Below are 13,746 nucleotides of genomic sequence, written 5' to 3' on the forward strand. Positions count from 1 at the left end.
TTGGATTGCGCAGTATACGCCATATTCTGCTTTAAAGATATTTTAAAGATATTTTAAATAAGCAATGAGTGGAGTGAACAGTATGAATTACAATGCCAAAAAATATAGCGGAGAAGAGCATAGCGGAGAAGAGAATTTGAAGCAGCAATCCGAAAATAATGCTGAGCGTATTTTGCCAGTTAGAAATCCAGGTCCTGTTGTTGCAGGAATTATAGTTGCAATTATCGTATGCTTCCTTTTATATTCAATTATTACTAATCCACGTTTTGAGTGGTATGAAGTTGCAATATATCTTATAAGCGATAACGTTCTTGCTGGTATTGGTTGGACTTTGTTCTTAACTGTTGTCTCAATGGTTATTGCAATTATTTTGGCTGTTGTTTTAGCTATGATGCGTAAATCTGTTAACCCAGTTCTTCGCGGTGTTAGCTGGTTCTTTATCTGGTTCTTCAGAGGTACTCCTGTTTATACTCAGCTCGTTTTTTGGGGTATGTTTGCTGTTCTTGTGCCTAAGCTGAGTTTGGGCATACCGTTTACGTCTGTTGAGTTTTTCTCTATTGATTCAAATGTTGTTATGACTTCTTTGAACGCTGCTGTTATTGGTTTGTCTTTGAATGAAGCTGCGTATTTGTCGGAGATTGTTCGCGCTGGTTTAGAGGCTGTTGACGTTGGTCAGGTAGAAGCGTCTAAAGCTTTAGGCATGTCTCGTTCTTTGATGATGCGTCGTATTATTTTGCCTCAAGCTATGCGTATTATTATTCCGCCTCTCGGTAATGAAACTATTGGCATGCTTAAAACTACTTCTTTAGTTGTTGCTGTGCCTTTTACGCTTGAATTACAATTTGCGACAAGGGCTATTTCTAATCGAATTTATAAGCCGATTCCGCTTTTGCTTGTTGCTGGTATTTGGTATTTGCTTATCACCTCAATTTTGATGGTCTTGCAATACATGCTCGAGAAGCATTTTGGAAAAGGCTTTGAAGCAAAAGACATTGTAAAAAATACGCAAATCAACTCGAATGCTGCAAAGCGTGGAGATGAAGCTATTAAGGCTGCTAGCGATGCTGTAAATGGTCGCAATAATGCAACAATGCTTGGATTTAATGCATAGGTTGTATTGATTGCAATTAATACAAGCATAAATAAGTGCATTATAAATGGTAAAATTCCATTAGTTTTTATTAGATTTGAGGAAAAATGACAAATAATCTAACAGTTACAGAGCAAGACGTGCAAGACGTACAAGACGTACAAGATCAGAATCATAATAATGATGTTCCAGCTGTAGTTATAAGCGATTTGCATAAGAGCTTTGGCAATTTGCAAGTTCTTAAGGGCATTAATATGACTGTAAAGCCAGGAAGTGTAACAGTTATACTCGGTCCTTCGGGAAGTGGAAAGTCAACTTTGCTACGATTGGTGAACCAGCTTGAAACAATCACATCTGGAAAAATCACGATTTACGGCGAGCGCATTGGCGTAAAAACTGTTGTTCGTAATGGCAAAGAAGCTTTGCAAGCGTTAAACGACAAGGAAATTGCAGTGCAACGCGCAAAGCTTGGAATGGTGTTCCAGCGTTTTAATTTGTTCCCTCATATGACGGCATTAGAAAACGTTATGGAAGCTCCTGTTCATGTTGGGCACGTCAATAAGGGTGAAGCGCGTCATTTAGCTATTGAAGAATTAAAGCGTGTTGGAATGGCAGACCGCATGAATCATTATCCTTCTCAGCTTTCTGGTGGCCAACAGCAGCGAGTTGCGATTGCTCGCGCGCTTGCTATGAAGCCAGAAATCATGCTTTTTGATGAGCCTACGTCTGCACTAGACCCAGAGCTTGTTGGAGAAGTGCTTAATGTTATGCGCTACTTGGCAAACGATGGAATGACAATGATTGTTGTAACTCACGAGATTGGTTTTGCTCGAGAAGTTGCAGATCAAGTTGTGTTTATGGATGGCGGAAAAGTTGTTGAATTTGGAACGTCTGGGATTATTGATAATCCTCAAACTGAAAGGTTCAAGGATTTTCTGCACAGCGTTTTGTAAGATATAACATATAAACATAAATACGTAAAAATTAAAGCATTTTGCGTAAAATCATGAATAATTTATGGCTGCGGTGTTTGCTGCAGCCTTTTTATTTTGATTAGCACTATTATTTAAACAATTTTACGTAAAGAATATCTTGAGCAATGTTTGGCAAGTTTGTTTAATAAGAAACATAGTGTAAAGTTGTTCATTGTTTAAATATTCCATCCAATTTATTCGGAGATTAGTATGAGTGATGCATGTTCTTCGTGCGAATCAAACTCGCATAGAAAGAACGGCGTTCGTGTGTCTCGTTGGCTAAAATTTGTTGCAGCGTTTACGTCGCTATCTTTACTAGGATTTTCCAGTGCTTGCGGAACAAGCGATGCGGTTGGGCCAGATCCTCTTTTAGCGCGCAGCTACGACGTCAATCGTATTAAAAAAGATGAAAGTATTGCTGCAATGTTGCCGAAAAAGCTTGTAGAAAGTGGCGAGCTTGTAATGGGTACTAATGTTGGATATGCGCCTGCAGGATTCTACGCTAGAGATGGAAGAACTGTTGTAGGTTACGAAATAGACTTAAACAAAGCGTTAGCAAAACTAATGGGATTAAAGCTTCGCATTGTTCATGCGCCTTTTGATGCGATTTTGCCATCTGTTGGAAGCAAATTTGATATTGGTGTTTCGGGATTTACGGTTAGTAAAGAGCGAGAAAAGTCAGTTGATTTTGTAACGTACGCGGACGCTGGTTTGCTTTTTGTTGTTCGAAAAGGAAATCCAACAAATGTAAATCTTAACGATTTATGTGGTAAAAAAGTTTCTGTTCAAGTTGGAACAACAAGCGAAACTCAAATGTATGACGCAAGAGATGTTTGCAAGTTAAGTCGCAAAGCGCCATTAGATGTTCTTGCATTTAGAGAGCAAACGGATGCTACGACTGCAGTAGTGGCAGGTCGCGCAGACGTTATGTATGCCGATACTCCTGTTTCTAGTTTTGCGATTGAGCAAACGGACGGTCAGCTGGAGCCATTGGGTAAAAGTCGTGATAAAGCTCTTATGGGTATTATTACTCAAAAAGGAGATACTCAGCTTGTAAAAGCAATAAAAGCTGGTATTGAAAAGCTAATACAAACGGGCGCGTATCAAGAAATAATGAAGGCGTGGGGTGTTGAAGACGTTATGATTAAACACCCAGAAGTAAATCCAAAAGTGTGATTGATTTGTGTGATTTGCTTTGCTGATACTTTGTATGATTGATTTTGCTGATTGTTTTGTATGATTGATTTAGCTGTTTAATATTCACTAGTAGAAACTTTGGTTGCTTAGAGTAGGATTAAGAACATGTTTGCTAAAAATAACAACAACGAGCGTATTTTGCCAGTCAGAAAACCTGGACCTATTATATCTGGCATTATTGTTGCGATTATAGCGTGTGCTCTTGTGTATTCAATTGCTACAAATCCTCGATTTGATTGGGCAATCGTTTGGAAATACATTTTTAACGAGAACGTTCTTTCAGGTATTGGTTGGACTTTGTTCTTAACTGTTGCCTCTATGGTTATTGCAATTATTTTGGCTGTTGTTTTAGCTATGATGCGTAAATCTGTTAACCCAGTTCTTCGCGGTGTTAGCTGGTTCTTTATCTGGTTCTTCAGAGGTACTCCTGTTTATACGCAGCTTGTTTTTTGGGGTATGTTTGCTGTTCTTGTGCCTAAGCTGAGTTTGGGTATTCCGTTTACTTCTGTGGAGTTTTTCTCTATTGATTCTAATGTTGTTATGACTTCTTTGAATGCTGCTGTTATTGGTTTGTCTTTGAATGAAGCTGCGTATTTGTCGGAGATTGTTCGCGCTGGTTTAGAGGCTGTGGATGCTGGTCAGGTTGAGGCTGCTCAGGCTTTGGGTATGGGTAGGTCTTTGACTATGCGTCGTATTATTTTGCCTCAAGCTATGCGTATTATTATCCCTCCTTTAGGTAATGAAACTATTGGCATGCTTAAGACTACGTCTTTGGTTTTGGCTGTTCCTTTTACTTTGGAGCTTCAGTTTGCTACTAATGCTGTTGCTAATCGTATTTATAAGCCGATTCCGCTTTTGCTTGTTGCTAGTATTTGGTATTTGGTGATTACATCTGTTTTGATGGTTTTGCAGGTTATGTTGGAAAAGCATTTTGGCAAAGGATTCGAAGCAAAAGCAGATAGTATTCATATCAACAGATAACAGTAATTTCAAAACGTAATTTCAAAACATAATTGCAAAACATGTAGAAACACACACGTTTTATAACGTAGAATAGAAAATTATGTGTGGCATTGTTGGATACGCAGGTTTTGGAAAAGTTTGTGCAAAACCTTTAGAAGTTTGTTTAGGTGGTTTAGAGCGTTTAGAGTATCGCGGATATGATTCTTCTGGAGTTGCGTTAGTTGCTCCAGGAATGGATTATGCTGACGTTCGTAAAAAAGCTGGTAGGCTTACTAATTTGCGTAATGATATAGCTAAAAATCCTATGCCTGATTCAAGTGCAGCTATTGGTCATACTCGTTGGGCTACGAATGGTGCTCCTTGCGATATTAACGCACATCCTCATACGAGTGCAGATCGTAAAATCGCGCTTATTCATAACGGTATTATTGAAAACGCACTTGTGTTAAAAGAGCAGCTTCATGAAGAAGGATACGAATTTTCTTCTCAAACAGATACTGAAGTTGCTGCAAAATTGCTTGGCAAAATTGCGAATGAAATTATAAATGAAACTGGCAAGCCGGATTTATTTACTGCGATTCGTCGTACGGCAAAAATGCTTAAAGGAGCTTTCACACTATTAGCTGTTGATGTTCGTCAACCGGGTATCGTTGCTGCTGTTCGTCACGATTCGCCTTTGGTTGTAGGCCTTGGGGATGGTGAATATTTCCTTGGGTCAGATGTTGCAGCTTTTGTTGCTTATACGGATCGAGTTTTGGAAGTCGGCCAAGATCAAGCTGTCTGCGTTGGTAACATTGATGAATCTGGTAAAGCGAGTATTTTGCTTACTGATTTCAATGGCAATGAGGTTAAAAATCCTACTTGTTTTACAGTTGATTGGGACGCGTCTGCAGTAGAAAAAGGCGGATGGGATTCCTTTATGGACAAGGAGATTCATGAAGATCCGCATGCTGTCGCGGATACTTTGCGCGGTCGCTTTGACACTAAGGGAAATATTGTTCTTGACGAAGTTCATATTGGTCAAGATGTTTTGCGTTCAATAGATAAAATTATTGTTGTTGCTTGTGGAACTGCAAGTTATGCTGGTTTAGTTGCAAAATATGCTATTGAGCATTGGGTTCGTGTACCTGTTGAAGTGGAATTAGCACATGAATTCAGATACAGAGATCCTATTTTAGATAATCGAACGCTTGTAGTAGCGATTTCGCAATCTGGCGAAACTATGGATACGCTTATGGCTTTGCGTCATGCTCGTGAGCAGGGTAGTCGTGTGCTTGCGATTTGCAATACTCAAGGTTCTAGTATTCCGCGCGAATCCGATGCTGTTCTTTATACGCATGCTGGTCCAGAAATAGCTGTTGCTTCTACAAAGGCGTTCGTAGCGCAAATCGTTGCAGCTTATATGTTGGGCTTGTATTTAGCGCAAGTAAAAGGCACAATGTATCGCGATGAAATTCAGCAAATCGTTTCTAAGCTTAAAGATATGCCGGATAAGATTCAAGAAGTTCTTGATACTCAAGCGGATGCTATTATGCAAGCTGCTAAACGTACAATAGGCGCAAAATCGTTCTTATTCTTAGGCAGACACGTTGGGTACCCTGTAGCTTTGGAAGGTGCTTTAAAGCTTAAAGAAATCGCGTATACTTTTACGGAAGGTTTTGCTGCAGGCGAGCTTAAGCATGGTCCTATTGCATTAGTTGATGACGGCGAACCCGTTGTTGTAATAGTTCCATCTTCTCGAGGACGTGACGTTCTTCATTCTAAAGTCATTTCTGGCATTGAAGAAGTTAAAGCGCGTGGAGCTTTTACGATTGCAGTTGCTGAAGTTGGTGATTCTGATGCTGAACGTTACGCTGATATTGTGTTCTGGCGTCCTAAATGTGCAACTTTGTTAAGTCCTTTAGTTGACGTAGTAGCATTGCAACTTTTCGCTATGGATATGGCTAAATTAAAGGGTTATGACGTTGATAAGCCACGTAATTTAGCTAAATCTGTAACAGTTGAATAAATATTGAATAAATATTGAATAAATAGTATTAGGCGATTGTATGATTGCGTTTAAAAGCGGCGTTTTGAAGTGCGTTTCTTGGCTTAAGCGATTTTTGAGTGTGAAGAATTTTCGCATGCTCAAGATTGCTTCATGGCGTTTTTCTATGTCGCTTTTATGTATTATCTCCATAGTTTTTTCTTGTGCTTGCGGGCAAACAGATTCCAGAACGCATATTACTGTTTGGTCTTGGGAGCCTAGCATGAAACGCTTGGCTGTTGAATTTGAAAAGTCAAATCCAGATATTCGAGTAACAGTTAAGGATACGAGCGGCTATAACGTTTTGAATAATGCGATTCAAGATGGCTATGGTATGCCAGATGTTGCGCAGCTTGAATATCATGCTTTGCCGCAATACGCAGTTAGCGGTCAACTTTTAGACATTACGGATCGCGTGCGAGACATGAAAACTTTTTACACGCCTGGCACTTGGTCGTCTGTTAAATTAGGGAATCGCGTTTATGGTTTGCCAATGGATTCAGGTCCTATGGCTTGGTTTTATAATGACGATGTTTTTAAGCAGGCTGGGGTAGACGCGTCTAAAATCCACACTTGGGAAGATTACCGGCATGCTGCTCGAAAGTTGAAAGATATTGGCGTTTATATTGCAGCCGATTCCGGTGACGCTAGTTTTTATGATGCTATGATTTGGCTTGCTGGAGGTAAGCCTTATATAACTTCGAATGATGGCAAAACTGTGACTGTTCGTTTGCAAGAAGATAAAGCTACGAAGGAATTTACCGAGTTTTGGCAGTCTATGATTGATGAAGATTTGATTGAAACTAGGTTTAATACTTGGTCATCTGATTGGAAGGATGCGCTTGGATCCGGTAAAGTCGCTTCAGTTTTTTCAGGCGCTTGGATGCCATCGCTTCTATTAGCAAATGTTCCTGGTAATGCTGGGTTATGGCGTGTTGCTAAAGTTCCAACTTTGCATGGCGAACGTAGCAATTCTGAAATGGGTGGATCAGCGTTAGCTGTATTGCAATCTAGCCGTAAACCTGAGGCTGCTATGCGTTTTGTGGAATATGTATGCCATAATTCGCAAGGCATTCGTATGAGAGTTGATAGTGGAGCTTTTCCAGCGGATGTTGTTACGCTAAGAAATAAGTCATTTTTGAATAAGACAACAGTTCGCGATTCTAGAGGTATTGATATACCTTATTTTGGTGGTCAAAAGTTTAACCATGTTTTAGCGGATGCTGCAGATTGTGTTAATACGGGGTACAAGTATCTGCCGTTTGAAGTGTACGCTCGTAGTGATTTTCGCTACACCGTTGGCAAAGCATATGATTGGAGCAGAAAATCGCGCGCTCGTTTACGCGTTCAAGCCATGATTGATGCTGGAATAACGCAGAATGACGGCAAGCAGTTGCGGCTTCCGGATGATCCAGGCGATCGTATTTCTTTGCAAGATGGACTTTCTTTATGGCGTAAAGATTTGCAAGAATACGGTTATAATCAAGGCTTTGTAGTTAAGTAAACTTCTGCTTGTCCGAACAAACCATAGGAATAGAACTATAGAAATAGCACTATAGAAATAGCACTATTTTGAGCTAGTGTTGCGATTATAAATTGCTGCCATTCCTTTGAAAATCAAGTTTGGATCGTAATAGTCTATCGCTTTTACGTCTTTTTCAAAAAGACTACCTAATCCGCCCGTGGCAATTACTTTAAACGGATCATTGATTTCAGTCTTAAACTGTTCGATTGTGCGTTCAATTCCGCCTAAGAAGCTGTAGTACAAGCCTGCTTGCATAGCAGTACGAGTAGATTTCGCCAGAACTGATTCTGGGCGGGATATTTCTACTTCAGGAAGCTGCGCTGTGTTATCCCATAAAGCTGCTGCGGCTGTGCGAATTCCTGTGCAAATAAGTCCGCAAGTAATAGCGTTATATTCGTCTACGTAATTGTAAGTAGTTGCTGTACCAAAGTCGATTACTAAAGCAGGACCGCCGTATTGTGTTATTGCACCAACGCAATCTGCTAAGCAGTCAGCGCCAAGAGTTTTAGGCTCATCTATGCGAATATTCATACCGGTTTTTACGCCTGGGCCTACAATCATTGGGTCAATATGAATGAATTTAATAATACTCGATCTGAATGAGTGCATTACTTTTGGAACAACAGATGCAACTATCACGTCATCCACATCTTTAAGACTATATCCGCTTAAATGAAGGAATTGCATAATCATGATGCCATACTCATCAGAAGTTTGACTTGCTTTAGTTGTCATTCGATATGTGCCTACTATGCGATTTCCTTCTAAAAATCCGAGCACAATATTCGTATTTCCGATGTCAACTGCTAATAGCATGTGCATCTCCTTAGGCTGTTAGTGGATTTATTTGTATTAGTATACTTCAGAGTTATTCATTATTATCTGTTACAGCGTCGTATTTTAGGGGGAGCGTGATTTCAAAATTAGGTCCGCGCCTATCGTCAACTACTTTTACGGTACCATGATGAAGCCCTGCTGCCCAGCGTGCAATAGACAATCCGAGTCCAGTTCCACCTGATTCAGTTCCAATTCCTTGGTTTCCTTTAACGAATCTACGGAAGATTTCCGAGCGTTCTTCTTCTGGAATCTGCTTTCCGAAGTTAATAACATTGCTTGTAAGCATATTATTTTCCAAATCTGCATAAGCTGTTATAAGAACTTTAGTGTTGTCTGGAGAATGTTTAAGAGCGTTAGAAATTATATTTGTGAATAATTGAGATAGTCGATTTTTATCTCCTGTGATTTGTATATTATCGCTAATTTTAACGTCAATATGATGATTATGCCCTCCGTCGGCTATTTCTAAAGGTTCGACTATTGAGTCTATAAATTCATAAAAGTCAAAAGATGTTATATTAAGATTTTCTGCTCCGGCTTCAACTCGAGATAAATCTAATAGGAAAGTAATAAGATCTGCAAGGCGATGTGTTTGGTTTAATATGGCTTCCATATTTGCAGGCGTTGGCTCTACAACTCCATCTGCAAGATTTTCTAACATTGCTTGTAATGCGGAAACAGGCGTTCTAAGTTCATGGCTTACGTTCGCAATTAAATCGCTTCGCATTTGATCAACATGCTCTAGTTCTTCAGCCATTTCATTAAAAGCTAAAGTTAGTTTTCCTACTTCATCCCTGCGATTTTCTATTGCAACTCGTACGGAATAATCACCTTCTGCCATTGCTTCAGACGCGTCTCTCATTTGACGCAATGGTGCAGTTAATCCGCGTGAAAATGCATAGGTTATGCCTAATGCGACAGCTAATGTGATCGGCATTGCAATCCATCCGCTTAATCCTACTTTTAGAAGGAACCATGCCATTACGAATGCTATTGCTGTTGCAAAAACTATTATTGCGGATAATTCGCTTTTTAGGGATGTAAATATAGATGGGAAAAATCCAGTTGATTGTTGAGAAATATTGTGTTTTTTAAGTTTTTTATAGTGTGATACGCGATTTGCAAAGCGACTTTTAGAAGATTCTTTATTTAATTCGGCATGCTTATTTTCTTCTGCGGATTCGGCATGCTTGTCTGATTCAGCGCGTTCAGCTTTAGAATTTGAAGGTGAGCTGATTGAAGATTTTAATATAGATGTTGATTCTTTCATATTTTAAAAACATTCTTAAATAAGATGTTAATAGTATTACTTAATCAGAATTTTTATCAGTTGAGTAATTATTTTCTAAATCAGATTCGTTCATAGGAGGTTCAAAAGCATAACCAATTCCATGCACTGTTCTAATTAAAGAAGAACCAATTTTATGCCTTAAAGATTTGATATGTGAATCAACAGTTCGAGTTCCAGAAGCGTCAGGCCAATCCCATACTTCTTCTAGTAACTTTTCGCGTTTAAAAACTGTATGAGGTTTGCGAGCTAAGGTTGCTAGCAAATCAAATTCTGTAGGAGTAAAGTGAATCTCTTCGTCGCCGCGTGTAACAACGCGCTGCTGGGGTTTAATTACCAAATCACCGAATACTATGGCTCGTTCATTTTCCATTGCTTTAGCTATTTGCGTAGCACGTTCAACGCGTCTCAAAAGCGCGGCGCAACGAGCTATAAGCTCTCTAGGGGAAAATGGTTTAGTCATGTAATCGTCAGCCCCAGCGCTTAAGCCAGTAATTTTATCTGACTCTGCATCTCTAGCTGTTAGCATAAGAATTGGCACAGGGCGCTTAGACACAATCCTCTTAGTAGCTTCAACGCCATCCATAATTGGAAGCATTATGTCCATGATAATTAAATCCGGCTGCAACTGTTCTGCTACTTTAACGGCAGACGCCCCATCAGATACAACCCGAGCTCTCCATCCTTGTGCAGCTATACGCTGTGCAATTGCAGTTGCAAGATCTGGTTCGTCTTCAACCACAAGGATTGTTCGTGGAACTCCGTTGCCTGATGGAGCGTTAATCATTACAATAAAACCTTTCAGTCTTTCACAGGCTTAAGGAACACGGCACCCAATGCTGGTACAGTAATTCTTGCAGAATACGGACGAGAATGATACTCCTCAGCAGCTGCAGTAAATGTACCATTGTGAATATCCGATCCGCAATACTTAGCATCATCGGTTGTGAGAATCTCTTGCCACTTGCCTCCTTGAGGAAGTGCAACTTGATAATTCTGCCAAGCCTGACCTGAGAAGTTGACTACGACAACAATCAAATCGCCGTCATCGCCAATTCGCATGTAGCTCAAAGTATTGTGATCGCCATCATCGCTTGTAAGCCACTGGAATCCATCTGGAGTGAAATCTTGGCTCCAGAAAGCCCTAGAACTCTTATAAAGAGTATTCAAATCAGCTACAAGCTTTTGCACACCTTGATGGAATGGCCATTGAAGCTCGTTCCAGTTGAGTGAAGCGTTGAAATTCCATTCGCTTGATTGGCCAATTTCTCCACCCATGAAGAGCAAGTTCTTACCTGGGTGAGACCACTGGTAAGCAAGCAGTGCACGCAATCCTGCAAACTGTTGCCATTCATCTCCAGGCATCTTACCTAACAAAGAACCCTTACCGTACACAACTTCATCGTGGCTTAATGGCAAAACGTAATGCTCGGAATAAGCATAAACCATTGAGAATGTAATCTCGTTATGATGCCAACGACGATTAATTGGTTCCTCTTTAAGGTATTGCAAAGTATCATGCATCCAGCCCATATTCCACTTCAAGCCGAAGCCTAAGCCGCCCATATCGGTTGGAGCAGTCACGCCTTGATAAGCAGTGGATTCCTCAGCAATCATCATGATGCCAGGATTATTCTTGTATGCAGTTGCGTTTGCTTCCTTAATGAAGTCAATTGCCTCAAGATTTTCGCGGCCACCATAAATATTTGGTCGCCACTGTCCTGCTTCACGGCTGTAATCCAAGTAAAGCATTGAGGATACTGCGTCAACACGCAATGCATCAACATGGTATTCGTCAAGCCAGAAGCATGCATTAGCAACAAGGAAGTTGCGAACTTCATGACGTCCAAAGTTGAAGATGTAAGTACCCCAATCAGGATGCTCTCCGCGCATAGGATCAGGATCTTCATACAAAGCTGTACCGTCAAAGCGACCGAGTGCAAAATCATCCTTAGGGAAGTGTGCAGGAACCCAGTCCATAATCACGCCGATACCAGCCTTATGGAGCTTGTTAACCAAGTACTTAAAGTCGTCAGGGGAGCCCAAGCGAGAATCAACTGCGTAATAACCAGTTACCTGATATCCCCAAGAACCTGAGTATGGATACTGTGTAAGAGGCATAAACTCAACATGAGTGAAGCCTTCTTTTTCTACATAGTCAACAAGCTTATCTGCCAATTCGCGATAATTAGTTAAATCACGATTCCAGCTATTTGCTTGCACTTCGTAGATGCTGATAGGGCCATCGTGTGCATTGGTCTTAGCGCGGTTATCAAGCCATTCGCTATCATGCCACTTGAATTCAGAATCGACAACAACAGAACCTGTGTTTGGTGGAACCTCATGCGAGCGCTCCATAGGATCTGCTTTCATAATCCATGCGCCGGATTGCGTGAGAATCTCGAACTTATAAACTTCTCCTGCAACAATTCCAGGGATGAAAAGCTCCCAGATTCCAGAAGAACCCAATGAGCGCATGGCATGACGACGTCCATTCCAGTAATTGAAATTACCTACTACTCGTACAGCACGTGCATTAGGTGCCCATACTGAGAACGCAGTACCTGTAATCTTCTTGACCATTTTGCCGGTTTCTGGAGAAACAAGTCCCCATGAATCGGTTATCGTCTTTACATGTGCACCAAGTGCTTCCCACAAACGCTCATGACGTCCTTCGCCGAACAAATACATATCTAACTCGCCAACTTGCGGTAGATAACGGTATGGATCGTCATCGACTGACTCAGTGCCGTCTATTTCAACAGTACGTACGCGATAACTTGGTACTGACCACTCTTTAGAACGAGCGTGCTTGGTTGCAGGAATAACAGCGGTGAAAATACCATTATATTCGTGCTTAGCCTCGTACTCTCCAGACTTGGTAAGAATTATCACTTTCTTGGCCATTGGACGTAAAACGCGTACCGTGGCAGTTCCGGCTCCTTCGCCTGTTCCAAGATGTCCGCCAAGGACCTCATGTGGATTGTAATACTCTGCGTTGCTGACCGCAGCTAATACGTCCTGTCGGACCTCAACTGCGACTGCATCTTCATTGATGGTAGAAACTGTACTCATGCTCTCCATAATACATGCTTTCATGTATGAAGTCGCGTGTGTTTCGAGAAGTTATTAAAAAATATTAATTTTTTCCTCAAGTCGTTAGCTTATGAGAAACTTTTATGAGTTTTTCTGTGCGTACGGAGGGTTCTGTGGAATATCAAGTCGGCGATATGGTCGTCTATCCTCGTCATGGTGCTGCTAGAGTCGAGGAAATCAGTGAGCGAACAGTAAAGGGTGTTACTCGACAATATTTGCGCCTTGTTGTTCTTTCATCAGACGGTCTGGAAATTAATGTTCCTGTTGACAGTGTCAAAAAAGTCGGCGTTAGAGATATTGTCGGCGCTAAAGAAGTAGCGAAAGTATTTGAGATTTTACGTACACCAATTATCGAAAAAGAGATGAATTGGTCTCGTCGTTATAAGCTTAACGTTGAAAAGATTGCTACTGGCGATGTTAATAAAATTGCAGAAGTAGTTCGCGATTTATCTCAAAGAGATGTGGATGAGCATGGCTTATCTGCAGGCGAAAAACGTATGCTTGCACGCGCTCGCAGTATTTTAATTTCAGAAATTGCTTTGTCTGAAAAGATTGATGAGCAGGAAGCTGAGCGTTTGTTAAATGTGAATCTCGGTTATGAGCATCCTCAAGATGGAGATGAGAATCATCATACTTCATTCCCTGAGGAACCTGCTTCTGAAACTTTAGCTTTGTTGGCTAGTAGTTCTCGTAAGTCTCGCAAAAAGTGAGTTAAAGTTTAGTTATTATAAGACTTTATAAATCTTTATA

11 protein-coding genes are annotated in these 13,746 nt (G+C 40.7%); 7 read left to right on the plus strand and 4 right to left on the minus strand.

The window, feature by feature from the left end; genetic code table 11:
• The first annotated feature begins 82 nt into the window (after nt 1-82).
• From HXT51_RS06450 to HXT51_RS06475, 6 genes are all read left to right on the plus strand, one after another.
• The gene (locus tag HXT51_RS06450) at nt 83-1,111 is read left to right on the plus strand and encodes an amino acid ABC transporter permease (RefSeq protein ID WP_421776843.1); all 1,029 of its coding nucleotides are present in this window, start codon (nt 83-85) and stop codon (nt 1,109-1,111) included.
• A gap of 86 nt (nt 1,112-1,197) precedes the next feature.
• Nucleotides 1,198-2,043: an amino acid ABC transporter ATP-binding protein gene (locus tag HXT51_RS06455; RefSeq protein WP_421776466.1), complete on the plus strand. Its 846-nt coding sequence runs from the start codon at nt 1,198-1,200 to the stop codon at nt 2,041-2,043.
• Between the two features lie 231 nt (nt 2,044-2,274).
• A complete protein-coding gene (locus HXT51_RS06460; protein ID WP_415691866.1) occupies nt 2,275-3,240 on the plus strand; it encodes an ABC transporter substrate-binding protein in 966 nt (321 codons plus the stop codon).
• Between the two features lie 126 nt (nt 3,241-3,366).
• On the plus strand, nt 3,367-4,242 hold the full coding sequence (locus HXT51_RS06465) for an amino acid ABC transporter permease (RefSeq protein WP_421776467.1): 876 nt from the start codon (nt 3,367-3,369) through the stop codon (nt 4,240-4,242).
• 82 nt (nt 4,243-4,324) lie between these two features.
• Nucleotides 4,325-6,232: a glutamine--fructose-6-phosphate transaminase (isomerizing) gene (glmS, locus tag HXT51_RS06470; protein WP_421776468.1), complete on the plus strand. Its 1,908-nt coding sequence runs from the start codon at nt 4,325-4,327 to the stop codon at nt 6,230-6,232.
• A 145-nt stretch (nt 6,233-6,377) separates the two neighbouring features.
• On the plus strand, nt 6,378-7,754 hold the full coding sequence (locus HXT51_RS06475) for an ABC transporter substrate-binding protein (protein WP_421776844.1): 1,377 nt from the start codon (nt 6,378-6,380) through the stop codon (nt 7,752-7,754).
• A gap of 63 nt (nt 7,755-7,817) precedes the next feature.
• Here the strand turns inward: HXT51_RS06475 and HXT51_RS06480 are convergent, their stop codons facing one another.
• Genes HXT51_RS06480 through glgB form a run of 4 tightly spaced genes read right to left on the minus strand, consistent with a single transcriptional unit; the run spans nt 7,818 to nt 12,975 of the window.
• Nucleotides 7,818-8,591, minus strand: coding sequence for a type III pantothenate kinase (locus HXT51_RS06480; RefSeq protein WP_421776469.1), 774 nt, complete (start codon nt 8,589-8,591; stop codon nt 7,818-7,820).
• A gap of 52 nt (nt 8,592-8,643) precedes the next feature.
• Entirely contained in the window at nt 8,644-9,882 is a 1,239-nt protein-coding gene (locus tag HXT51_RS06485) for a sensor histidine kinase (protein WP_258004251.1), read from the minus strand.
• Nucleotides 9,883-9,922: 40 nt separating this feature from the next.
• Nucleotides 9,923-10,687: a response regulator transcription factor gene (locus tag HXT51_RS06490; protein ID WP_103084805.1), complete on the minus strand. Its 765-nt coding sequence runs from the start codon at nt 10,685-10,687 to the stop codon at nt 9,923-9,925.
• 14 nt (nt 10,688-10,701) lie between these two features.
• The gene (gene glgB, locus HXT51_RS06495) at nt 10,702-12,975 is read right to left on the minus strand and encodes a 1,4-alpha-glucan branching protein GlgB (RefSeq protein ID WP_421776845.1); all 2,274 of its coding nucleotides are present in this window, start codon (nt 12,973-12,975) and stop codon (nt 10,702-10,704) included.
• Between the two features lie 134 nt (nt 12,976-13,109).
• Between glgB and HXT51_RS06500 the strand changes: the two genes are divergently transcribed.
• Entirely contained in the window at nt 13,110-13,706 is a 597-nt protein-coding gene (locus tag HXT51_RS06500; protein ID WP_180978606.1) for a CarD family transcriptional regulator, read from the plus strand.
• Nucleotides 13,707-13,746: the final 40 nt, after the last annotated feature.

The organism is Gardnerella sp. KA00255 (genome assembly GCF_049244095.1).
GTDB lineage: Bacteria > Actinomycetota > Actinomycetes > Actinomycetales > Bifidobacteriaceae > Bifidobacterium > Bifidobacterium vaginale_F.